General features: G+C 34.9%; 24 protein-coding genes. 9 read left to right on the top strand and 15 right to left on the bottom strand.

Going from position 1 to position 22,278, the window contains the following annotated elements; genetic code table 11:
- Window positions 1-28: 28 nt before the first annotated feature.
- The 3 genes from KO464_04395 to lonB form a co-directional block, all read right to left on the bottom strand.
- Window positions 29-1,276 carry a Glu/Leu/Phe/Val dehydrogenase gene (locus KO464_04395; protein MCC7572613.1) on the bottom strand — a complete coding sequence of 416 codons (1,248 nt, stop codon included), beginning with the start codon at window positions 1,274-1,276 and terminating at the stop codon, window positions 29-31.
- A 203-nt stretch (window positions 1,277-1,479) separates the two neighbouring features.
- Window positions 1,480-2,100 (bottom strand): MBL fold metallo-hydrolase, encoded by a 621-nt coding sequence (locus tag KO464_04390; protein MCC7572612.1) that lies wholly within the window; start codon window positions 2,098-2,100, stop codon window positions 1,480-1,482.
- Window positions 2,101-2,104: 4 nt separating this feature from the next.
- Entirely contained in the window at window positions 2,105-4,039 is a 1,935-nt protein-coding gene (gene lonB, locus KO464_04385; GenBank protein ID MCC7572611.1) for an ATP-dependent protease LonB, read from the bottom strand.
- 126 nt (window positions 4,040-4,165) lie between these two features.
- Here lonB and prs point away from each other — a divergent pair, with 126 nt between their 5' ends.
- The 5 genes from prs to npdG all read left to right on the top strand — a co-directional run bounded on the left by prs (window position 4,166) and on the right by npdG (window position 8,870).
- The gene (gene prs / locus KO464_04380) at window positions 4,166-5,014 is read left to right on the top strand and encodes a ribose-phosphate diphosphokinase (GenBank protein MCC7572610.1); all 849 of its coding nucleotides are present in this window, start codon (window positions 4,166-4,168) and stop codon (window positions 5,012-5,014) included.
- A gap of 8 nt (window positions 5,015-5,022) precedes the next feature.
- Window positions 5,023-5,568: a CBS domain-containing protein gene (locus KO464_04375; protein ID MCC7572609.1), complete on the top strand. Its 546-nt coding sequence runs from the start codon at window positions 5,023-5,025 to the stop codon at window positions 5,566-5,568.
- Between the two features lie 59 nt (window positions 5,569-5,627).
- Complete coding sequence (locus KO464_04370) at window positions 5,628-6,077, top strand: hypothetical protein (GenBank protein MCC7572608.1); 450 nt, start codon at window positions 5,628-5,630, stop codon at window positions 6,075-6,077.
- 179 nt (window positions 6,078-6,256) lie between these two features.
- Window positions 6,257-8,011: an MtaA/CmuA family methyltransferase gene (locus KO464_04365; GenBank protein ID MCC7572607.1), complete on the top strand. Its 1,755-nt coding sequence runs from the start codon at window positions 6,257-6,259 to the stop codon at window positions 8,009-8,011.
- Window positions 8,012-8,129: 118 nt separating this feature from the next.
- Window positions 8,130-8,870, top strand: coding sequence for an NADPH-dependent F420 reductase (gene npdG / locus KO464_04360; GenBank protein ID MCC7572606.1), 741 nt, complete (start codon window positions 8,130-8,132; stop codon window positions 8,868-8,870).
- A gap of 16 nt (window positions 8,871-8,886) precedes the next feature.
- Here the strand turns inward: npdG and KO464_04355 are convergent, their stop codons facing one another.
- Window positions 8,887-9,330, bottom strand: coding sequence for a VOC family protein (locus tag KO464_04355; protein MCC7572605.1), 444 nt, complete (start codon window positions 9,328-9,330; stop codon window positions 8,887-8,889).
- A 72-nt stretch (window positions 9,331-9,402) separates the two neighbouring features.
- The gene (gene rsgA / locus KO464_04350) at window positions 9,403-10,491 is read right to left on the bottom strand and encodes a ribosome small subunit-dependent GTPase A (protein ID MCC7572604.1); all 1,089 of its coding nucleotides are present in this window, start codon (window positions 10,489-10,491) and stop codon (window positions 9,403-9,405) included.
- Between the two features lie 106 nt (window positions 10,492-10,597).
- Here rsgA and KO464_04345 point away from each other — a divergent pair, with 106 nt between their 5' ends.
- A complete protein-coding gene (locus tag KO464_04345) occupies window positions 10,598-11,062 on the top strand; it encodes a GNAT family N-acetyltransferase (GenBank protein ID MCC7572603.1) in 465 nt (154 codons plus the stop codon).
- A gap of 45 nt (window positions 11,063-11,107) precedes the next feature.
- Window positions 11,108-11,368, top strand: a complete 261-nt coding sequence (locus tag KO464_04340) for a hypothetical protein (GenBank protein ID MCC7572602.1) — start codon at window positions 11,108-11,110, stop codon at window positions 11,366-11,368.
- Here the strand turns inward: KO464_04340 and icd are convergent.
- The 4 genes from icd to KO464_04320 all read right to left on the bottom strand — a co-directional run bounded on the left by icd (window position 11,365) and on the right by KO464_04320 (window position 15,411).
- Window positions 11,365-12,564 carry an isocitrate dehydrogenase (NADP(+)) gene (gene icd / locus KO464_04335; GenBank protein MCC7572601.1) on the bottom strand — a complete coding sequence of 400 codons (1,200 nt, stop codon included), beginning with the start codon at window positions 12,562-12,564 and terminating at the stop codon, window positions 11,365-11,367. The two genes, KO464_04340 and icd, sit on opposite strands and share 4 nt — an antisense overlap.
- A 1-nt stretch (window position 12,565) precedes the next feature.
- Window positions 12,566-14,482 carry an aconitate hydratase gene (locus tag KO464_04330; GenBank protein ID MCC7572600.1) on the bottom strand — a complete coding sequence of 639 codons (1,917 nt, stop codon included), beginning with the start codon at window positions 14,480-14,482 and terminating at the stop codon, window positions 12,566-12,568.
- 117 nt (window positions 14,483-14,599) lie between these two features.
- The gene (locus KO464_04325; protein ID MCC7572599.1) at window positions 14,600-15,124 is read right to left on the bottom strand and encodes a 2'-5' RNA ligase family protein; all 525 of its coding nucleotides are present in this window, start codon (window positions 15,122-15,124) and stop codon (window positions 14,600-14,602) included.
- Window positions 15,125-15,228: 104 nt separating this feature from the next.
- Window positions 15,229-15,411: a hypothetical protein gene (locus tag KO464_04320; GenBank protein ID MCC7572598.1), complete on the bottom strand. Its 183-nt coding sequence runs from the start codon at window positions 15,409-15,411 to the stop codon at window positions 15,229-15,231.
- 107 nt (window positions 15,412-15,518) lie between these two features.
- On the opposite strand from KO464_04320, the gene KO464_04315 reads away from it, so the two are divergent.
- Window positions 15,519-15,722 carry a dodecin family protein gene (locus tag KO464_04315; protein ID MCC7572597.1) on the top strand — a complete coding sequence of 68 codons (204 nt, stop codon included), beginning with the start codon at window positions 15,519-15,521 and terminating at the stop codon, window positions 15,720-15,722.
- Window positions 15,723-15,726: 4 nt separating this feature from the next.
- Here KO464_04315 and KO464_04310 read toward each other — a convergent pair whose 3' ends face one another.
- From KO464_04310 to KO464_04295, 4 genes are read right to left on the bottom strand one after another with little or no spacing between them, the layout of a single operon-like run.
- Window positions 15,727-16,164, bottom strand: a complete 438-nt coding sequence (locus KO464_04310) for a hypothetical protein (GenBank protein MCC7572596.1) — start codon at window positions 16,162-16,164, stop codon at window positions 15,727-15,729.
- Window positions 16,165-16,207: 43 nt separating this feature from the next.
- The gene (locus tag KO464_04305) at window positions 16,208-16,405 is read right to left on the bottom strand and encodes a hypothetical protein (protein ID MCC7572595.1); all 198 of its coding nucleotides are present in this window, start codon (window positions 16,403-16,405) and stop codon (window positions 16,208-16,210) included.
- 8 nt (window positions 16,406-16,413) lie between these two features.
- Window positions 16,414-19,236 (bottom strand): M1 family metallopeptidase, encoded by a 2,823-nt coding sequence (locus KO464_04300; protein MCC7572594.1) that lies wholly within the window; start codon window positions 19,234-19,236, stop codon window positions 16,414-16,416.
- A gap of 41 nt (window positions 19,237-19,277) precedes the next feature.
- On the bottom strand, window positions 19,278-20,090 hold the full coding sequence (locus KO464_04295; GenBank protein ID MCC7572593.1) for a hypothetical protein: 813 nt from the start codon (window positions 20,088-20,090) through the stop codon (window positions 19,278-19,280).
- A gap of 97 nt (window positions 20,091-20,187) precedes the next feature.
- Between KO464_04295 and KO464_04290 the strand changes: the two genes are divergently transcribed.
- Window positions 20,188-20,457 (top strand): acylphosphatase, encoded by a 270-nt coding sequence (locus tag KO464_04290; GenBank protein ID MCC7572592.1) that lies wholly within the window; start codon window positions 20,188-20,190, stop codon window positions 20,455-20,457.
- Here KO464_04290 and KO464_04285 read toward each other — a convergent pair whose 3' ends face one another.
- Complete coding sequence (locus tag KO464_04285; protein MCC7572591.1) at window positions 20,458-21,309, bottom strand: MBL fold metallo-hydrolase; 852 nt, start codon at window positions 21,307-21,309, stop codon at window positions 20,458-20,460.
- On the bottom strand, window positions 21,309-22,085 hold the full coding sequence (locus tag KO464_04280; GenBank protein MCC7572590.1) for an Mrp/NBP35 family ATP-binding protein: 777 nt from the start codon (window positions 22,083-22,085) through the stop codon (window positions 21,309-21,311). The genes KO464_04285 and KO464_04280 overlap by 1 nt, the downstream gene beginning before the upstream one ends.
- Between the last annotated feature and the right edge of the window lie 193 nt (window positions 22,086-22,278).

Here is a 22,278-nt window from a genome sequence, read left to right as displayed (position 1 = left end):
GAAAATAATTAAAAAGAAAAAATAAGAACTAGTAACCGAATCCTCTTGCTTTCATTGCATCGACCACTCTTTCAATTGCAACAACGTAAGAAGCTGTTCTCATGTCAATATTATATTTCTCCTTAGCCGCAATTACATCCCAGAATGCCTTTGTCATCTTTTTGTCAAGTTTTTCATATACTTCGTCAACAGACCAGTAATAGTTCATTAAGTTCTGGACCCACTCGAAATATGAAACTGTTACTCCTCCAGAATTACATAAGAAATCAGGCAACTGAAATATTCCTTTTTTGATAAGAATTTCATCGGCTTCAGGTGTCACTGGTCCATTGGCTAGTTCAGCAATCATCCTAGCCTGAATCTTGTCGGCATTTTTTGCAGTAATCTGATTCTCAAGTGCGGCTGGACATAGAATATCACATTTAAGTGTTAGAAGTTCTTCATTAGTTATGTTTTTTGCACCTGCAAAGTTAGAAACAGACCCTGTTTTTTCTTTGTGTTCAAAGACTTTATATGGATCAATTCCGGCCTCGTTGTAAATTGCTCCTTGCGAGTCAGAAACAGCTATAATCTTAGAGCCTTGGTCATGTAAAAATTTAGCAATATAAGCTCCAGCATTTCCAAATCCTTGGACCACTGAGGTTGTTTTCTTTATATCCCATTTCAAATATTTTATGTATTCTCTAATAGTGTACCATGCCCCTTTTGCTGTTGCGTCTCCCCTTCCTAGAGAACCTCCAATCGATAGTGGCTTTCCCGTAATTACTCCCGGGGTGTAGTGTTGTCTTATCTTTGAAAATTCGTCCATCATCCATCCCATAATTTTCGGATTGGTATAAACGTCTGGAGCGGGTATGTCCAATTCTGGCCCTATAAATTTGTAAATAGCTGCAATAAATCCTCTAGAAAGTCTTTCAATTTCTCGATCGCTCATTTCTTTTGGATTACAGATTATTCCTCCTTTGCCCCCTCCATAAGGTATATCAACAACTGCACATTTCCACGTCATCCAAGCCGCTAGTGCCCTTATTTCAGATGGAGATACATTCCAATGATACCTTATTCCTCCTTTTGTTGGTCCACGGGCATCATTATACTGACATCTATAACCAGTAAAAACTTTAACATTACCATTATCCATAGTAACAGGGATAGTTACTTCAACAAATCTCTTAGGTTTCTTCAGCGCTTCGTATATTCCTTCGTCAAGTTTTAGAACTTTGTTTACTTTATCAAGTTGTTTTAATACATTTCCAAAAGGATCTATGTTCTCCATAGAATACCTCCCCATTACGATGTTAATTTTTTAAGTATTTAAATCTTAGTCATTTTATTTGGCAGGAATAAACACTATTTGGCATTTAGTGAATTAAATTCATGCCATTTATAATTATTATTGAATACTCTCTAGGTATAAATGGCCTTTAATTGCATCATAAATTATATGTAAAAATAGTTAAGCCGAACGATATCCTAAGTTTATATATCCTCTTCCATTAGAGTAATCATATACTTGTTAAATAAAAGATCTTTCCCGGGGAAACTTTCGCCATGCCCAGGGAATACTTCATTTACTTTAATATCGCAAAGCTTTTGTAACGATTCCTTTAATTCTTGAAGATTTCCAGAGGGTAGATCATACCGACCAACTGACCCTTTGAAGACAGTGTCGCCTGAAAAGAGGTAACTCTTATCTTCTTCAAGTAAGCACATTGATCCTGATGTATGCCCGGGTGTATGAATTACTTTAAGCAAGTAATCTCCAAGGTCTATTTCATCGTTTTCTTTGAGGGGATTTACATCTTTAAATCCTTCAAAAGTTTCTGAAAATCCCCAGAAAAAAGTTTTTTCCGATCCATTTTTTATGTCAAGATAGTCTTTTTCATGAGCATATATTGGTACCTGAAAAAATTTATTGCCGCCGATATGATCGTAGTGGCAATGGGTGTTAATAATAAGGTCTATTTGTAAATCATTTTCATCTACATAATCGTATATTCTGTAGTTTTTGAATGTCCCAGTATCAATCAGTGCAGTTATATCACTTTCAAGGATGTAACAATTAGAGTCAACACCAATTGACTCTATAAAATGAAACATTTAATCACGCTTGTACTCCTAGAGATTCTTTTAATTTTGTTAGATTTTTAATAAAATCTGAATTATTTGTTATTAGTACATAGCTCAAAATATCTTCTAATCTCTTTACTGGAACTATTTTAATCTGTTCTCTCTTTGATTTTTCTATGTATACGTCGTCTTTGTTTGATTCAGGGATAATTACTTCTTTCATTCCACTCTCTAGGGCAGCTTCTATTTTGGCAGTGACACCACCTATTGGGAGAACATCACCCCTAACTGAAAGTGAGCCAGTCATTGCAACATCTTGTCTTATTGGAAGTTCTTCTAGCGCAGAGATAACTGCTGTTGCAACAGATACACTGGCACTATCCCCTTCGACTCCTTCATATGCTTGAAGGAACTGAATAGTAATATCAAAACTAGATAAATCCTTGTTCGAATATCTCTTTATTAAAGAAGATACAATAGATATTGACTCTTTTGCTATTTCTCCAAGTTTTCCTGTTGCAATTACATTTCCATGAGATTTTGATGATGATCTACTAACACCGACCTCTATAGGAGTGATAATTCCACTTCCTTCGCCCAAAACAGCAAGCCCATTAACCTTTCCTATCTGAGCTCCTTTGGATCCAAATATCCGGTAAGCTTTTTTCCTATCAATATAGTCGTCAGCTATTTGATGTTCTAGAGATCTAGAAAGTTTTCTTGCCTCAACAATATGCTCAACTGTCACAATAGTGTCTCCTCTAGACAATGCGACGTCCCCAGCTGCCCTTACCATTCCTCCGAGTTCTCTCAATCTCAAGGTAAGGTGATTCTTTCTGTTACTTCTCCTTCTTGCTTCTTGAACAATTTCAGCTACTGCATCAAGGGAGAAATGTGGTATTTTTGCATCTTTTTTAACTTCCTGTGCAACAAATCTTACAATCTTTTTAATGTTCTCTTCGTTGGCAGGCATTGAATTTTCCATGTAAACTTCATAACCATAACCTCTAACTCTTGAACGTAATGCAGGGTGCATGTCTCTTAAAGTTTCAAGATTTCCGGCAGCAACTAAAACAAAGTTACATGGAACTTTTTCAGTTCTAACCATTGCACCAGAACTCATTTCACTTTGCCCAGTTATAGGGTATGCTTTTTCTTGCATACCTGTAAGAATGGCTTGTTGCATCTGGATTTTTAATGTTGAGATTTCGTCTATGAAAAGTAAACCTTTATGGGTCTTGTGAATCATACCCGCTTCAACTCTTTCATGTGCAGGTGTACCAAGCCCTCCGGACTGGAATGGGTCGTGTCTAACATCTCCAAGTAATGCTCCAGCGTGGGCTCCTGTTCCATCCAAAAACGGAGCATGATCCCACTTAGAATTATCAACTAATATCTTTGGAATCATGACTTGATTTTTAATCTTAAATGTCTGCATTCCAAAGAATATAATAACTGCAAGAAACAGCCCCCATATTAACTGTCCTTGAGTTAACGCAATAACAATTATCGCACCTATAACGAAGAACATTATCATCTTTTTGCTTTCTTCCTGTTTTTTTGCCATGGCCTTGTGTTCGTCAATTATAAGTCTTGCTTTCCCTCTTGGTACCGTTCTAATTCTGGGCGTATTCGGGTCATCAGGGTTTGGATAAGCAAGTATATCTTCAAGATCTTCCTTTGGAAGAAGTTCGGCCATTGCCAATCCTAGCATTGATTTTCCTGTTCCAGGCTCACCTATTAGCAATACGTTTCTTCTTTGTTTAGCTGCCGTCTTAACGATTTCAACAGCATGATCTTGGCCAATGACTTGATCAATTAAATTTTCAGGCACTTCTATTTCTTCAGTAGTAGCGACATCGTAAAAAGATTTAATCTGGTCTCTAACTCTTTTAACTTCTTCAGTAATATCTACTAATTCTTCGTTGACTGGTTTTACTTCTTCTAAAGAAGATTTTTTCCTTACCATTCTGATTTCCTCTAGAAATACTTTAGCGTTTATAGTTGTCTAGCCTTTAAAAATATATCGCTTATATAATGCTTATAAAGAGAAAAATATATTAATGATTAGATATACCTAATTTAAGGTGTTTCCATGTTTGTTACATCACTTTCATCGAAAAAAACTCTTGAAAAATTAAAAGGTGATTTCAAATTAATCGACTGCCATTTTGAAAGATTCCCCGATGGAGAAGGATATGTTAGATTTGATGAAAAAGTCAAAGATATTAAAGAAATTTTAATAGTTCAATCGTTATATTATCCCCAAGATGAGCATATAATGCAGCTCTTTTTCATGATTGATGCGTTAAAAGACTTAAACATCAAGATTAACCTGTTAATCCCCTACATGGCTTATGCAAGACAAGACAAGAGATTTAAGGACTGGGAATCTGTTTCTGGGATCTCTCTAGCAAAGATGATTGACAGATTCGAACTTGAATCAAAATATACTGTTGATATACATGATATAAAAATCACAAAAGCTATGGGTGGAGAAAATTTATCAGCTATGCCATTAATAGCAGAATATTTAATGGATCTAAAACTTAACGAGCCTGTTGTTATATCGCCCGATAAAGGGTCAGTCGAAAGGGCAAAGATTGTTGCAGACCAAATGGAAGCAGAGTTTGACCATCTCGAAAAGACAAGGCTTTCTGGAGATACTGTGGAGATTAGGCCAAAAGAAATAAACACTAGAGGCAGAGATGTCGCAATTGTCGATGACATAATATCAACCGGTGGAACTATGGCTAAGGCGTGTGAAGTTCTTAAAAGAGAAGGCACTTTAAAGGTACTATCTGGCGCAACTCATCTTTTAATGATATCAAATGCAGAAGAAAGATTAAAAAATGCAGGGATTGATGGCATATTCGGTTCTGATTCAATTCCTTCAAAATTTTCAGATATATCAATTGCTAAAATTATACAAGAAATGTTTTAGGCGATTCAATGATCGATCTTGGCGAAGTAAAAAAATTGAGGAAAAAATTTGGAGCTACTCAAAAAGAGCTTGCAATTAAAGCTGGGGTTACACAAGCATACATTGCCAAACTTGAGAATAAACAGATTGATCCCAAACTTTCTACTTTTAATAAGATCTTAAATGCATTGGAAGAGTTAAGAGTTAGAATGAAAAAAATACAGGATGTAATGGTTTCTCCAGTAATATTCGTTCATCCGAAGGATAAGGTTAGTGATGCAATAACAATAATGGCAAGATATAATATATCCCAGTTGCCTGTTTTGAGAAATGGGTCTCCAGTTGGGAGCCTATCGGAGAAATCCCTTATTAAAAAACTAGGGATTGGGAAGATTTGTGAAACTCCCGATCTTACTGTTTCCGAGATCATGGATGAAAGTTTCCCAGTAGTATCTAAAGAACAAAGTTTTGCTGAAGTTTACACACTTCTAAAAGAAAATCAAGCTGTCCTTATTGAAGAAACGGGAAGAGTTGTAGGAATAATCACAAGAGCAGATATTCTTGATAAAATATAATATATCAATAGTTAATTTTAAAAACAAATCTTCATTCCATAGGAAAAAGGAGGTCGTATATGCCAATAATTAATTTTAATATTACAAAAGCCGAAGTAGAAAAGAAAAAATTGGAGAAAGCTCCTGAAGGGCCTGTAAGTTTCACTCAGACACCAAATATTGTTTCAATTAAAGAAATACAGATGTCTGGCCCAGGTGGAAGATTGAACGTATTGGATGTTGAATTTAACTTTCTCTCAAATTACGATCCAGATGTCGGAAGCGCAAGCATGAAAGGAAATGTTTACTACCAAGAAGGAGAAGAGTTCAGGAAAAAAATCCTTGAACAATGGGAAGGAAAGAAACCTCTTGATACTGCATTTTTTGATGAAGTTATTAACGGAATAAATGCGAAATGCTATGTATTTTCAATGATGCTAATAAAAGAACTTGGACTTCCAATAGCAACTCCATTCAGATACAGCGCTTCTCCAGATGCTGCTAAGGCTGAGAAACCAAAAAAGAAATAATCTTTCTATAATTTTTTCTATATTTATTGTTTTAAATTAAAATTTATTTTTTGACTATTGTTGATTAAATAATTGGATGGCTAGACCATCCATGAAAAACCTTTTATTAATTAATCAAAAGGAACAATTGGGTAAGTTAACCTATTTTAATTGGTTGACTACATAAAGGAGGAGATTATTTGGCATTAAGAGAAATGACACCATATAGAAGATTCATGTCCGCTATGACAGGCGGCCGTGTTGATAGAACACCTGTAATGGTTCTTTCTAACTTTTGTAAAGAATTAATGGCTTCAACAAATGTTACTTGGCCAGCATGTCAGACAGATTCAAAGGTCATGGCACAGTTCCAAGCAGGCAGATACGAAGTTTGGGGCCTAGATGTATTGATATCCCATAACGATTTAGTATCTGAAGCAACTATGCTAGGAGCAGAAATTGACCTTGGAACAGACCTTAGACATCCATCAGTATTGAAGCATGCACTTGAGAATACTGATCCAACAAAATACAACATGCCTAAAGATGTTGTATCAAAGGGGAGAAATCCAATAGTTGAAGGGTCTGCAAAGATTCTCGTTGAAAAATATGAAAATCTTGTTCCCGTTCTAAGAACAGTTACCGGACCAATGACTATTGCAGGGCACCTTTTTGGTGTTGATAGGATATTAATGTGGTCAAAACAAGAAGAGAAGAAGTTTGAAGCTTGTCTTGATATTTGTACTGATCTATGTATTGAAATCATTAGAAACTCTGCAGATTCAAGCGGTGTAGACGGATTCTACATGCCTGATCCAACAGCATCAGGAGACTTATTGGATCCAAAGGACTTCCAGTATTTCCTTGAACCAAGATATAAGAGATTAACAAAGGAAACAAAGGATGTTGTATCAATGTTACATATCTGTGGTGACACAAGAGGTTACATGGACAGAATTCCACATTCTGGATTTGATGCATTCTCATTTGAAGCTCCTGGTACATCCGTTAAGGAAGCTGTAATGGGTCTTGGAGACAGAGTTACACTAGTTGGTAGTTTGGAAACAATCCCGGTAGTCATGATGGGTAAACCAGATTATGTTTACACACAGTCATTAAGAGATATCACAGATGGTGTTGATATTCTATCACCTGCTTGCGGTACACCACCAATGACTCCAAATGCAAACATAAGGGCAATGGTCGAAGCTTGCGAACCAAAGAAAGTAAAGAGAAAAGTTGTCGCACTAAGCAAAGAAGAAATCATAAAGAAATACATACCAACAAATGCTGACCTTGCAGATATTACAAGAGCAGTTATGGTAGGAGATGCTGTAACAACTGAAGATCTAGTAGTAGCAGCTCTTAAGAAAGGAGTAAAGCCAATCGATTTAGTAGAAGAAGCCTTATTGCCTGGTGCAATTGGAGTAGCAGAGATGTATGATGGTGGATATGCATTCGTGCCTGAAATATTACTTGCCGCAAATGCAATGAAGAAAGGTATCAGCCACTGCCAAAGCGCAATGGGAGATGTCAAGCCAAAGGGTAAGATTATTATGCACGTTGCATTCGGTGACGTTCACGCCATTGGAAAAGACATTGTTAAGTCAATCTTGATTGCAAAGGGATACCAAGTAACTGATCTAGGGGCAAGTGTTCCATGGGATAAAGTAATTGAGGCAGCAAAGAAGGAAAGACCAGATGTCGTATCTGGAACAGCATTAATGACAACTACAAGAACTGCATTCCCCAAGGTAGCCGAACTTATGAAGAAGGAGGGTATAGAAGTACCATTCATAGTTGCCGGTGGAGCAGTTGACCCAGCATACGCAGAAACAATGGACTACGCCATATATTGTAAAGGACCAGGAGATGCTGAGCCTGTCTTTGAAGGTATAAGAAAAGGCAAGAAGTGGCAACAGATCAGAGAAGAAGAACACAAGAAATACAAGTAAATTATTTTATTTTTCTTATTCTTTTTTTAATTAATTTTTCATCCTATTTTATTGGAAAGTGTTCTCTCAAAAACTTTTTATATATAGACAAGTATAATTTATTCTAAGGTTGATTAAAATGAAGAAAATTGCCATTATTGGGGGAACTGGCGGACAGGGAACGGGACTTGCTTTAAGATGGGCAAGAGCTGGACATGAAATCTTTATTGGATCTAGAGAAGAAAGTAAGGCTTGTGCATCTGCCGATAATCTAAAAGAGATATGTATCGATACTGCATGTTCTTTATTAGAAATAGAAAGGTCTGATGTTCAAACTATAAAGGAAAAAGTTCCTGAAGCAAAGATACTAGGATTCGATAATCTAGAAGCGGCAAAAAAAGCAGACATAATTGTGATAAGTGTTCCTTATTCGCATCTTATTCCTACTGTAGCGTCTATTAAAGAGGCTTTAACTGAAGGGAAAACAATTATATCGGTAGTTGTGCCTCTTTCAACTGCAGTTGGTGGAAAAGCAACGACTGTTATTTCTCCTTGGGAAGGAAGTGCTGCCGAAGTTATTCAGAGCTTAGTACCAGAGAATGTTCAAGTAATCAGCGCATTTCAGAATGTAAGCGCAGACAGACTTTCTGACCTTGAAAAAGATGTCGATTGTGATATAATGGTATGTGGCGGCTCAAAAGATGCAAGGAAAAACATAATGGAACTTGCAAAGGATATACCTAGTGCTAGGGCAATTGATGGTGGACCACTACAGAATGCAAGACTGATTGAGCCAATAACTGCATTGCTAATAGGAATGAACATAAGGTATAAGGTCAGAGAAGGAATGGGAATAAGATTTACTTACCTTCCTGAATGATAAATTATTTTTAATTTTATTCTGAGTACAATCCTTCTTTTTTATTATATACTTCTATTATGTTCCCATCCGGATCATAAAAATAGAAGAATCTCTTGCCATTTATTTTTGGGTGTGGATGAGTAAGTGTTACTGGTTCAGAAACTGTTTCTATACAATTATTAACAAACTTTTGATGGAGTTCATCGACATCATCTACTTCAAATGCAATGTGATTAAATATTGAAGGACTTTCCATGAGGCCATTTTTAAATTCTACTAGTTCGATGTTTACCTTTGATTTATTATCAGATAATACTGCAAATACAACATCAAAATCATTTAAACCTGTTACTTTTTCGAACTGTTCGCCACTTATTGGATGTTCAAAGATTGGTTCTAATCCTAGTGTTTCTTTATAGAATCTTTTTGATGCTTCAAGATTTGAAACAAGTAGCGCTATATGGTTTAAAGTTGCCATAAATACTTTAAGAAATGGATAGTTTTAAAGGTTTTGAAATGATTGCTTAATGATTTTACTAAAATTATTAATCTAGTATTTATCAGTCCTCATTTTTCTTATGAGTTTTATTTTTTTAGACATGCCTCGCCCTCTAGCCTTATCTGTAACTCTACCCATCTCGTTCTGTTTTATATTAAGGTATTCTATCTCTTTTTTCAGTTTGAGATAATGTTCATAACGACGTGCTTCGAGATCACCGTTTTCAATTGCAACCTTTACAGCACATCCTGGCTCGCTAATATGAGTACAATCATAAAATCTGCAGTTATCTGAAAGTGCTTCTATATCAGAAAAGACATCACTAACATCGTCACCATCAGACCACAATTGAAGCTCTCTCATTCCGGGATTGTCAATAATCATCCCTCCATTTGGAAGCATAATCATCTCTCTGTAAGTCGTAGTATGTCGCCCATGGCTATCTGATTTTCTTACAGAACTAACTTTTTGACGATTAGTACCAAGTAATCTATTAATAATTGTTGATTTACCTACGCCAGAAGACCCAAGAAGTGCTATGGTCTTTCCTTTTTCTAGATATTGTTCAATTGAATCCAAACCTTCATTTAACTCTGCACTCAAATTATGTATTGCAACATTTGGAGCTATTTTCTTCACTTCTTCTAGCTTATGATCAATATCTTCACAAATATCAGATTTATTCAGTACAATGGCTGGTTTTGAACCACTCTTTGAAACTAAAGTAAGGTATCTTTCAATCCTCTGAATATTAAAATCATGATCAAGTCTCGATACAATCAAAACCACATCAACATTTGCAAGTAAGACCTGTTCTTCTGTAAGTTTACCTGCAATTTTTCTAGAGAATTTGCTCTTTCTTGGCAGCACTTCATGAATAGTTCCCTTGTTATTAATCTCTGTCTTTATGGCCACCCAATCTCCAACTACCGGGAAATTACTTTTGTCCGGAGAATTAAATCTAAATTTACCAGAAACTCTTGATTCAATCTCGCCTAATTCTGTGATCACCATGAAACTTTTACGTTGGACTTCAGTAATTCGGCCAGGTACAAATCCTTCCTCTTTATACTCGGTAAAATTATCTTCAAAGTATGAATCCCAACCAATAGTTTCTAGATCAACTGATGAATTATCCATTGAATATCCTCTCTTCTATTTTAGATAGATACCCTATCTTTTTAAAAAACTAACATATGAAAGATAGAACTAAAGATTTTAATATACCTAATAATCTAATAGATTAATGAATATTAGAAGAGCACAAGAAAAAGACTTACCTAGAATACTAGAATTAAACAATATAGAATCTAAATGGGTAGGTAAAAAGGAAATTGCGTTTTTTCAAAAATATATGAACATCCCATTCTTCAGTGTGATTGAAAATACTGAGAAAGTAGTTGGATTCTTGATGGCTATGGATCACAGCACAGATTATGATAATATCAATTTTCTATGGTTTAAAAATAAGTTCAGGAGATACTACTATATCGATAGAGTAATTGTTGATGAGTCTATGAGAGGCAAAGGGATTGTGTCTATGTTATACAAAGAAGTGATAAACAAGAAAGGGCCAATACCCCTTGTAGCAGAAGTATCTATTGAACCCCCAAATGAAGACTCAGTTAAATTCCATAATAAAGTTGGATTTAAAGAGGTAGGAACTCTAACATCTGGCGGTAAAAAGGTCAGAATGTACTATCTTGATTGAATAGATTTTTATAATCAAATAATCTAATAGATAACCTGAAGAATTATGAAGAAGAAAAAACCTATTGATGAAACACGCATGAAAGGGTACATCAAAATCTGCCCAAATTGCGGTAGTACTGATGTTTCTGTTGAATCATTCAATTATATGGTAAGGGATATCTGTAAAGAATGCGGCTATGGAAGTATTAAGGAAAGTGTATTTGTAAACGATCTGATATATTTCCCAGAAATCCCTGAAGAGGATATCGAAGAATTCAGAAAAGAAGTTGTTCAAAAGAAAAAGAAAGGTAAAAAAGAGGATTAATTTTTATCCATATTTTTAATTATTCTTTCTCCAAACTCGGAGCATTTTACTTCTGTTGCGCCTTCCATCTGCCTAGCGAAGTCATATGTGACATATTTTTGTTTTATTGTTTCGCCAAAGCTCTTTTCAACTAAAGTTGCAGCTTCCTTCCATCCAAGGTAGTTTAGCATCATAACGCCAGAAAGTAGTAATGATCCCGGATTTACTTTGTCCATTCCTGTATATTTTGGTGCGGTGCCGTGAGTTGCTTCAAATACTGCGTAGCCATCTCCGACATTTCCACCAGGCGCAATCCCAAGTCCGCCAACTTGAGCTGCAAGTGCATCAGAGAAGTAATCTCCGTTTAGATTTGGCATGACAAGTACATCATATTCAGCGGGCCTCAAAAGAGCTTGCTGGAACATGTTGTCAGCTATAGCGTCTTTTAGCACAATACCAGAATCTTTGTACTCAGTATAAGGGATAATCTTACCCTTGTAATCCTGATTAGCAAGATCATATGCCCAATTCTTAAAAGCCCCTTCTGTGTATTTCATTATGTTTCCTTTGTGAACTACAGTTACGGACTTTCTACTATTTTCAATGGCAAAATCAAATGCTTTCTTAACAATCCTTTTTGTTCCAAACTCTGAAATGGGTTTTATACCTATGCTAGAGTTTTTCCTTATTCTTACTCCAAACTGTGTTTCAAGATAAGAAATAACTTTGTTGGCTTCGTCAGAGCCCGCAGGCCATTCTATGCCAGAATAAACATCTTCGGTATTTTCTCTAAAAACAATCATATCAACATATTCTGGATGTTTCATTGGAGATGGGATCCCAGTATAGTACCTAACAGGCCTTATACATGCATAAAGGTCAAGAACTTGTCTTAGTGTAACATTAATACTTCTTATACCTCCTCCAACAGGAGTTGTCAAAGGTCCCTTAATGCCCACTATGCACTCTTTTATCTTATCAACTGTTTCATCTGGGAGCCAGCTTTTTGTTTTATTGAAAGCCTTTTCTCCAGCCAATACTTCTGTCCAGTATATTTTTCTCTTGCTTCCGTATGCTTTTTGGATGGCGGCGTCCATAATCTTTTGGGATGCCTTCCATATGTCAGGACCTATTCCATCCCCTTCAATGAAAGGAATTATAGGATAATCAGGAACATCGATCTTTCCCGATTTTATTGTGATTAAATCTCCACTCATTTTATCTCCTCATTTTGTTATACACATAATTTAAGGCCCCGCCGGCCTTTAAAAGGTCTAAATCTCTGCCCAAGAGATTTTTATTGAGCTTGTATGTTTGATTCTTTGTAACATTTTTACAGCCGATGTTACTAAAATCTCCTATTTCAATTACTAGCTCATCCCCAAACTCAATTCTGTCATAGTCCTTTTCATCTGAAAATGTTAAGGGTACTATCCCAAAGTTAACTAAATTTGCATGATGAATCCTTGCAAAACTCTTAGCAATTACGGCCTTGACCCCCAAGAACATTGGGGCAATTGCCGCATGTTCCCTTGAAGAGCCCTGACCATAATTTGAACCTCCGATAATGAATCCGCCATCTTTAGCTTTAGCCCTTGAAGGGAAGTCTTTATCTATCCTCTCAAAAGTATATTCAGAAATTTTTGGAATATTTGATCTAAGTGGCAATATCTTCGCCCCTGCAGGCATTATATCGTCAGTTGTAATATTGTCTCCAGTTTTTAATAGAACAGAACCTCTCAAGGGATCTTTTAGACTCTCGTTTCTTGGAACAGGCTTTATATTTGGCCCTCTGACTATCTCAACATCCTTTCCATCCTCTGTTGGAAAAATGAACATGTTATCGTTAATCTCAAATTTATCTGGCATCTCTACCTTTGGGTATTTGCCTAATTTTCTAGGATCAGTTATAACTCCATAAAGAGCAGCCGCAACTGCAACTTCAGGACTTACTAAGTAGATATCTGCATCTTTTGTACCGCTTCTACCTTTGAAATTTCTGTTGAATGTTCTAAGGGAAGTACCCTCCGATGTAGGGGCTTGTCCCATTCCAATACATGGACCACACGTACACTCTAATATTCTTCCTCCAGCATCAACAATATTCTTCAGATGGCCATCCTTTGCTATCATAGACAAAACTTGTTTAGAACCAGGAGAAACAACAAGACTTACATTGGGATGAACTGTCTTTCCTTTTAGAACTTCTGATACTAGTGCTAAATCCTTGTAGGATGAATTGGTGCAACTTCCAATTGCTACTTGAGATACTTTAGTGCCTTCAATTTCACTTATTTTCACAACATTGTCGGGCATGTGGGGTTTTGCAATCATTGGTTCTAATTTGTCTAAATCAATTGAAATAGATTCAGAATATTCTGCACTATTGTCAGCTTCAATCCTTTGCCATTCCTTTCCTCTGCCCTCAGATTCCATGAACTTTTTTGTTATTTTATCACTTGGGAAAATAGAAGTTGTAGCGCCAAGTTCAGTTCCCATATTTGTAATTGTTGCCCTTTCAGGAACAGATAAACTCTCAATACCTTTCCCAGTAAATTCAAATATTTTATTAACTCCGCCCTTAACGGATAATCTCCCCAATAATTCTAAAATTACATCCTTTGCAGAAGTCCAATCAGAAAGTTCTCCATCAAGACAAACTTCCACTATGTTTGGCATTTTCAAGTAAAATGGCTCACCTGCCATTGCAAGTGCGACGTCAAGCCCCCCCGCACCCATAGAAATCATTCCTATACCGCCGCCTGTTGGCGTGTGACTATCAGAGCCAAGTAGAGTTTTCCCAGGAACTCCAAATCTTTCAAGATGCAGCTGGTGGCAGATTCCATTTCCAGGTCTTGAAAAGACTAGCCCATATTTTTTTGCAACGCTTTGCAGATATGCGTGATCATCTGCATTTTCAAATGAAGTCTGTAGAGTATTGTGATCAACATAACTTACCGATAATTCAGTTTTTACTTTTGGTACCCCCATTGCTTCAAACTGTAAGTAGGCAAGTGTGCCTGTTGCATCTTGAGTTAAAGTCTGATCAATTTTAATTGCAATAAGGCTTTGACTTTGCATCTCGCCCTCAACCAAATGAGCAGATATAATCTTTTCAGAAACATTATATTTCATATAATCACCAATTGTTCATTATAATCTCTTTTCTTTGGTATATTGATTAAGTTTTTAAGTTTAGTGGGTACATTAAGGCAGATTATTGTAATAAAGGAATCAAATGATTGAAAATTTCTACCCTAGATCGATTGTTTCTATATCCTCTACCTTCTTATCCTCATAATTTACTATTGTAAGCTTTTTTATTTTGCCGTGAATCTCGAAATTCTTTTCGTTTAATTCATCCACAAGTTTCTTACATTCATTTGCATTTGTAGAATTCCCAACTCCCAAGTGAGGTATAAACTGGATAGCAAGAAAATGCTCATCTTTGAGTTTCCCAGAATAGAATTTATCATGGATTTTTGTAATACTGCTGAATCCTTCATCTGGGACTAAAAAGACATGCCAGTAATCATTGAAGGCATCTTTATTTAGCACAGCACATCTAAGGTAGAAATCAATCTCTTTTAACCCTTTAGATTTTTCCTTTATTTCATGAGTAAGTTCTTTTTTATTTAAATTAAAAACTGGAAAGACAAAAGTAAAATGGGGTTTGACAACATCATAGTAAAGCATATCATATTTATTTCTTAAATCTTGAATCCAATCATAATTCTTCTTTTTAATTTCTGGATATGCAATTACTAAAAGCGACATAATAATTATTATATTTCTTATAATAAAAATTTATCTATTTTAAGTGCAGAGATATATAGGGGTAATTAGTAAAGTAAATAGGAAAAAAGGAATCTAAGATTAACCTAGAAATGTTTCATCCTTATTATATTCAAACAAACTACAGACCCAACTAGAGTCATCCTTGCATGTGGATGTATTGGAGAAAAAACTCCTATAACTAGGATTCCTATGCCGAAAACAGAGTGCGTTAATAAGTTCTTCCAATCAGTTAAATATGATCTAAGTTTATGTAGGATAATCCTCATTTCATCCCTCGTTGATGAAAAACTATTGCTGATTTAAATGGTTAATCTTTGATTGTTAATAAAGCAAAACTATTTATAGAAAGAAGCTTATTGTAATGGGGATTATTATGTCTGAAGTTGCGAAAGTGATTGAAGTAGTTGGAAAATCTGAGATAAGCTGGGAAGATGCAGTAGCAAAAGCAGTTTTTGTTGCTTCAAAGACCATCCACAACATTAAAGGCGTGGAAGTTGAAAAATTAACAGGCAAAGTTACTGACGGTAAGATAACAAAATATAAAGCTACAGTTAAATTAATCTTTGTTGTTGAATAAATAATTAATTCTTTTTATTTTTGTTTATATTTACAATGTGCCAGAATCTATTGTAAGCGTCGCTTTTCGTACTGGATAACTCTTTTAAGACAGCTGTTGCACCACCTGCAAAATCGGATGGTCTTTCTTTAAATGATGAAACTACTTCGGACATATCGATCTCTTCGTAAGATAGTTCTTCAATTGTCCCATCCTCATTTTCATCAGTGACTATAATTGTTGAATCTCTAGGCAAAAACAAGATATACCCTGTCATATATCCAACATTTATTGAACTGTGATCATCAAAGCCTGTTAAGAGTTCGCCGACTTTTGTGAATCTTATCAGATCTCTAGACGAGAATACATAAGGTCTTCCATCATTTGAAACGGCTATTTCTTCCCTAGTTTCCCTCAAGGCCGTTTTATCGTTTGACTGCTCAATTGCCTTTGAGCCCAACAAAATAAGGGGGTCATAACTAACATGCCCGCCATTGAAATCATATTTAAGGGTCTATCTTCCTCTTTTTAGACCTCTTATGCAAAATAGTTTTTTCTGTGCCTCTGATAATTGGAACAATATTAACTGAGAAGTGAGGTATTCTAAAACTACTGTGAACAATATCTCTTCTAACAAATCCAACTAAGGAAAAACTCACTTCTTCTTTTACTACAAAAGGGAGATATTCTTTATTTTCGGACATATTCTAACCTATTTTATGAAATTAATTTCGCCATATTTATCTTTATATTTTTCTACAGCTACTGGAGCCCCTATCAATAATCTTCTAGCAGTGTTATAGACGCTTGGCATTTTTTCTTGGGTTATATTTGAAATTATATCAATAAGCACCTTCACCAAAGCTAAATGGTGTTTTTCTTCCATATCATCTATATTCCCAAATACCTTTATTGCATTGACAGCTGTATACTCATTTATTTTAGAAATCTTTATTATTGAATCTTTTAAGAAATCTCTTCCTTCTTCAGTTTCTAAGGACTTCTTTCTATTGTGGGCAAATTGAACATACAATGCTCTTTGATCATTAGATTGCTCAATCCTAAATGAATCGGAGCTTTCAATTCTTTTTATAATTTTTAATGTATCATCGCTACTGTTTGATGCAATAATTGCAAGAAATGTTTCCCAGCTCACCAAATTCTTTTTTGACCGTTCCTCAACTAATTTAAGAACTTCCATTTTATCTTTTGCTGAACTATTAAGATACAAAGAAAAAGCTGTCAATTTATCTGTTGCAGAATCTGACTTCTCAAGTTGGTCTTTGATAATTTTGTGGATATCTTGTGTATCTAAAGTGGCCAATAAAGACAAAGCAATATTTTTTACTTGCCTTCTTTTTATTTCGATACTCTTAGTTTCGATATAACTCTTGCCTGAACAGGGAACACTATATTTATGATATATATCTAAAAGCTCCTTCTTGTATTTATTTGCAATTGATTCCATTAGCTTCTTTTTAACATTGTATATTTTGTTATAATGGTGGGCAAATTTTTGATCGTCGACAGATTCAAATATTGTAAGAAATTGACCGCCAGCTCTTTCCATTAGATTTTCATCAGAAATGAGTTCAAAATATAGATCAATTATATCTCCAATTGGCTCAAGCTCTATATTATTTAAAAGCCGCATTTTCTCCTTATCAAGAAGCTTATAGAATGCAACATATTTAGCAATTGTATCTTTGTCCTTTCTGATTTGAGATATTATCTCCTCTGTGGGTATATCAAAATTTATCTTCCCGTAAAAAGAATAATCTCTGTTCAAAGATAGAAAGTGAGATTCTGGAATATTATCAAAAATAACAGTGGTTTCTGGACTATCTATTTTTTTTATAGTTTCAATGATATCATTACCTTTTTCATCGACAACAGCAAGTTTTAGTGGAAAGGTCCATAATATCTCTTTTTTTGGAGTCAATTGTTTTAAATAAAGTTTTAGTCTTTTCATTTTATTGTCGTATTGTGATTTTATTTCAATTGTTGGAAAACCTGTTTGTTTTAGCCACTGTTTGGCCATTTCAGAAAATCTCATATCTGAAACTTCTTCCATTGCTTTGATCCAATCGTCTGTTGTTGCGTTTCCATGACTGAATCTCTTGTGATATAAATCTAAACCTTTGACAAATTTTTCTTTCCCCATGAAAGTTTCAATCATTTTTACAAATTCAGGTGCTTTGACATATGTTACTCCTGTAATAAGTTCATTTGGGTCATTAAATCCATCCGGCAATATGGGCATTACGGATGAACCCTGATCAGATGCAAATGTTCCACTGCTCGGAGCGAGTAAAGTTAATACAGTTTTTAGCCTACTGTAATCTTTTCCAAAAAGAAATTCATGATACCATCTTTCAATGATTACAGTGACTGCTTCATTTAACCATATCTGGAATGGGTCTTTACCTGTGACTTCTGAACCATTTAGATTATGATAGTATTCATGCACCTTAACAGAAGTCATGTACTCAAAGCCATTATCAGTCATATCGTTGAAAGGCATGATTCTATTTGTACTGATTGTTGTATTGCCAACATTTTCCATACCTCCAAAATCAGAATTTTGCATTCCAATTTCACGATAAACTGTACCGGTATATCTATATCCGGGTACAATTTTATTATTTAGTTCCAATAACTTCTTCCTTGATAATTCAAGTTTTTGACTATCTCCTTCAATTTTAGATTTTTCTCTTTCCTCAATTAAAGACATCATTTGATGTTTGATGCCAAGATTATCATATTGATTAGGCCCAGTAAAAAGATATGTCCAGATTACGCAATTATGTAGAACATCCAAAGCCTTTTCTGCTATTTCTTTTTTTGAGTTAGGAGGTACAAGTAATTCCAAGATAAATTTATGTCCTTCTGGATATTCAACTTCTCTCTTAAAAGTTGAATAAGTTCCAACTCCTAAAAAGAAAAGGTATGGCGCCATTGGAGTAATTATATTGGAATATTTTATTTTGTCTCTTCCATTCCCGACAGAATGTCTCTCTTCAAGGATGTCACCATTTGTAATTAGATTAGTATATCTTGAATCTGCAATAATTGTAGTTTCGTAAGTGCATTTTGCCATCATATCATCGAAACATGGGACAAGTCTCTGGAATCCCCATTGTTGACACTGAGTAATTTGTTGTGGTGGCGCTCCTTTGGGTGTTTCATCATAATATAATCCCTCTAAGATATTTGTAGTTGGCCTGCAGATAGTTTCAGTATTTATTACAAATTCTGTTTCAGGTGCCACTGATTTTCTAAAATTTATTGCAATAATATTCTCATCTGTTCTGTATTCATATTCTATATCATAATTTTCTACAGATATAGATATGATTTCTAGATTTTTAGCATTCAACTCAAGCTTTGATAGTGGAGAAGTTAAAGATTTTATTTTAAGTTTTGATTTTACATTCGTGTGATCATCATAAACATCAAAGATTAAATCCATGTGTAGCACTTTGACAGGAAGATCTTTGAAATCTTCGGGGTAATATTTGAAAAGTCTTTTCATAAAATCACTGCTTCTGATTAAAGAAATTTAAATTAAAAATCTTATTTTTGACTTTTCTTCTTTAAATTCTTATCTGTTTTTTTCTTTTTTGTATTTTTAGTTTCAATTATAAGAGGTTTTAATCCTCCTTTCTGGATGATAAAATTTACCCAATTTGTATAATGGTTTGAACCTTTTATTTTTCTAATTCTTATTTGTTTTAGAAGAATATCTGAAGCCATATAAGTTGGGTCATATCTTAAATCTATAATTCCATCCACAATATAATCAAATACATCCGAGAATCCCTCAAATGCCTTGAGCCCATAATGGAGTGTTGAAATAAATAATACATTTCTTTCCTTTGTCCCCTTTGCCCTCCAGTTTTTAACAGAATCTACTACTTGAGAAGGATCAGATAAAGTCATGAATTCAGTGAGAGAATCAATCAATACTATCCCTTTGCCATTCATGCCCATTTCATCCATTAAACTAACCAATCTATCTGTGAAGTTTGGTAAATTTTCTGGTTCTCTTAGTATAGTAATACACTTCTCATCATAATCCGTTCTCATTCTGAATGAATAACAATCTAAAAATCTTAGAAGACCTTTCTCACAGAAAGGTGTAAGGTCCCACCCAAGGCCATTGATATCTGAATAGATAGATGGTGGCGAATTATCAAGCGCCACATATATTACAGGTTCGCCCCTATTAAGAAATTTATAGCATAACTCTCCAAGTATTGCTGATTTTCCGGTTCCACCTTCCCCAAGAAGTACTAAAAATGAATCTCTTGGTATTCCACCTATTATTAAATCATCTAAAAGCTGTATATCTGTTTTAATGTTTTGACGTTCTTTAAATCCTTTCATAAATAGTATTAAATTTTGAACTATAAAAGGGTAATTATTAATATTTCCACATTAATCAAGCATAAGCTTTAATAAATCACGAATAGTATAAGTTGCAATGAAAAGAGCTAGGATTTTTATTTCGGGATTAGTACAAGGAGTATTTTATCGTGCCAATGCTCAGAAAGAAGCTCAAAGACTAAAAGTAACTGGTTATGCTAGAAATCTTCCGGACGGTAGAGTAGAAGCGATTGTTGAAGGAGAAGATATTTGCGTTAATAAAATGATTGAATGGTGCGAAGTTGGCCCAAAATACGCAAGAGTAAATAAAGTTGAAGTAATAAACGAGCAATATACGGGACAATTCAAAGATTTTTTAATTAAATGATCACTGACATTTTGTATCTTTCCCTAAATTATAGCCTTCAAATTCAATTGATACTTCAAATCCAGTGTACCCTCGGCAATACATTTTACCGAGTGTATAAAGAAGCTTAGACGAAGCATAGTCACCAGTACAATGAAATCCAAATAGAGTTATGCCATATTTCTTTAGGTATTCAACAGTGAGCGAAATCTTTTTTTCATCTGCTGAAACGAGATGAGTTCCACCTAGAACTAAGAACACATCATCACCGATAAGATCCTTTGAGTGTTCAATTGTATTCAATAGCCCTGAATGATTGCATCCCAGTATCACTACTCCTCCAACATGAGTTTTTATTATTAAAGCCTGATCATCTATTATCTCGTCATGATTATATTTCGATCCTACTTTCTTTAGGAATATTGGAGATACTTTTTCAAAATCAAAAGTTCTTTCTATTTGCCCAGTCGTGAATATATTCTTAGATAACTCTATGCTTTCTTTGGTTAGATATATTTCTGGGAAATCTTTTTTCTCAAAAGGGACTCCGATATATTTAGTTTCTGTGACTTTTTTTTTGTATTTTGCATCAAAAATTGAAGGGTGAGCAAATACTTTCGCATTGGAATATTTTAAAATGTCCAATAGCCCACCGGTATGGTCGTGATGCCCATGACTTATAAATATCTTAGATATGTCTTCTTTTTTTTCGCCTAATGTTTCTAAATTATGATTAAATACGTCGAAAGATTTTCCTGTGTCAAATAAAATTTTCTCTTTGTTTTGGATTAAAAAACTAAGTCCGTGCTCTCCCCAAAAATTAGAGGAGAGCTTAACATTATTATCTACAACACATTTAATCTTAGTATGCATTACAATCCTTCCAGGATTTTATAAATTCCTCCAAGATCTATTTCGTACTTTTCTATTTTTCCTTCATCACATAGCTTTGAGATTTGTGGATCAATTGGTATTGTGCCTATAGTGGACACTCCCATTTTATTGTTCTGGCTATTTCCAAATACATCTATTTTTTTACCGCAGTCTGGGCAAGTTGCATAAGACATGTTTTCTACAACACCCAAAATTTTTACATTTAGTTCTTCTGCCATTGATATCGCCTTTTTCACAATTGTTGCAGCAAGTGTTTGAGGAGATGTTACTACTACAAATCCGTCTAATTTGATACTCTGCATTAAAGTCAGCTGGACATCACTTGTTCCAGGCGGTAGATCAAATAACAAATAGTCAAGTTCATCCCAAATAATATCTGCAAGAAATTGAGATACTGCGCCACTAATCATTGGGCCTCTCCAAATTACGGCGTCTTCATTATTGGGCAATAGTAGACTCATGGACATAATTTTGATTCCACTTTCCGTAACTACAGGCATTATGCCAGAGCTGCCTCCAATAGGCTTTTCATCTGCCCCAAACATCATTGGTATGCTGGGCCCAGTTATATCAAGGTCTAGGATACCTACATTTTTTCCCTGCTTGGCAAGATAAGATGCAATTAATGAAGTAACAACGGATTTCCCAACCCCGCCCTTACCACTTCCGATAGCTATCTTTTTATCAATTTTTGACATTCTTTCTTCAATGTTCATCTTTTGAACTTTCATTTGTTCTTGAAGGTTAGACACCATTATATCACCTGACCTTTTGTAATCAATACTATTTAAAACTTTTTAGATATACTGCTTTGTTGAATAATTCACCTCAAATGAAGCGAAAAGCTTAAACCCCATAAAAACCCTACTGCTTTATGCAGCGCAACTGGAGCAAATACAACGAGAGTTTAGTTAAAAGAGGAGAGTTCTACCTGTCATTAGATTTTTT

The sequence above is a fragment of the Methanofastidiosum sp. genome (genome assembly GCA_020854815.1).
Classification (GTDB): Archaea; Methanobacteriota_B; Thermococci; order Methanofastidiosales; family Methanofastidiosaceae; genus Methanofastidiosum.
This window is presented reverse-complemented; position numbering and strand designations above follow the sequence as displayed.

What these genes read in the sequence shown, in the direction of transcription:
- KO464_04395 (MCC7572613.1), bottom strand. Translation starts at nt 1,276, where the DNA reads ATGGAGAACATAGATCCTTTTGGAAATGTATTAAAACAACTTGATAAA.
- KO464_04390 (MCC7572612.1), bottom strand. Translation starts at nt 2,100, where the DNA reads ATGTTTCATTTTATAGAGTCAATTGGTGTTGACTCTAATTGTTACATC.
- lonB (MCC7572611.1), bottom strand. Translation starts at nt 4,039, where the DNA reads ATGGTAAGGAAAAAATCTTCTTTAGAAGAAGTAAAACCAGTCAACGAA.
- prs (MCC7572610.1), top strand. Translation starts at nt 4,166, where the DNA reads ATGTTTGTTACATCACTTTCATCGAAAAAAACTCTTGAAAAATTAAAA.
- KO464_04375 (MCC7572609.1), top strand. Translation starts at nt 5,023, where the DNA reads ATGATCGATCTTGGCGAAGTAAAAAAATTGAGGAAAAAATTTGGAGCT.
- KO464_04370 (MCC7572608.1), top strand. Translation starts at nt 5,628, where the DNA reads ATGCCAATAATTAATTTTAATATTACAAAAGCCGAAGTAGAAAAGAAA.
- npdG (MCC7572606.1), top strand. Translation starts at nt 8,130, where the DNA reads ATGAAGAAAATTGCCATTATTGGGGGAACTGGCGGACAGGGAACGGGA.
- KO464_04355 (MCC7572605.1), bottom strand. Translation starts at nt 9,330, where the DNA reads ATGGCAACTTTAAACCATATAGCGCTACTTGTTTCAAATCTTGAAGCA.
- rsgA (MCC7572604.1), bottom strand. Translation starts at nt 10,491, where the DNA reads ATGGATAATTCATCAGTTGATCTAGAAACTATTGGTTGGGATTCATAC.
- KO464_04345 (MCC7572603.1), top strand. Translation starts at nt 10,598, where the DNA reads ATGAATATTAGAAGAGCACAAGAAAAAGACTTACCTAGAATACTAGAA.
- KO464_04340 (MCC7572602.1), top strand. Translation starts at nt 11,108, where the DNA reads ATGAAGAAGAAAAAACCTATTGATGAAACACGCATGAAAGGGTACATC.
- icd (MCC7572601.1), bottom strand. Translation starts at nt 12,564, where the DNA reads ATGAGTGGAGATTTAATCACAATAAAATCGGGAAAGATCGATGTTCCT.
- KO464_04330 (MCC7572600.1), bottom strand. Translation starts at nt 14,482, where the DNA reads ATGAAATATAATGTTTCTGAAAAGATTATATCTGCTCATTTGGTTGAG.
- KO464_04325 (MCC7572599.1), bottom strand. Translation starts at nt 15,124, where the DNA reads ATGTCGCTTTTAGTAATTGCATATCCAGAAATTAAAAAGAAGAATTAT.
- KO464_04320 (MCC7572598.1), bottom strand. Translation starts at nt 15,411, where the DNA reads ATGAGGATTATCCTACATAAACTTAGATCATATTTAACTGATTGGAAG.
- KO464_04315 (MCC7572597.1), top strand. Translation starts at nt 15,519, where the DNA reads ATGTCTGAAGTTGCGAAAGTGATTGAAGTAGTTGGAAAATCTGAGATA.
- KO464_04305 (MCC7572595.1), bottom strand. Translation starts at nt 16,405, where the DNA reads ATGTCCGAAAATAAAGAATATCTCCCTTTTGTAGTAAAAGAAGAAGTG.
- KO464_04300 (MCC7572594.1), bottom strand. Translation starts at nt 19,236, where the DNA reads ATGAAAAGACTTTTCAAATATTACCCCGAAGATTTCAAAGATCTTCCT.
- KO464_04295 (MCC7572593.1), bottom strand. Translation starts at nt 20,090, where the DNA reads ATGAAAGGATTTAAAGAACGTCAAAACATTAAAACAGATATACAGCTT.
- KO464_04290 (MCC7572592.1), top strand. Translation starts at nt 20,188, where the DNA reads ATGAAAAGAGCTAGGATTTTTATTTCGGGATTAGTACAAGGAGTATTT.
- KO464_04285 (MCC7572591.1), bottom strand. Translation starts at nt 21,309, where the DNA reads ATGCATACTAAGATTAAATGTGTTGTAGATAATAATGTTAAGCTCTCC.
- KO464_04280 (MCC7572590.1), bottom strand. Translation starts at nt 22,085, where the DNA reads ATGGTGTCTAACCTTCAAGAACAAATGAAAGTTCAAAAGATGAACATT.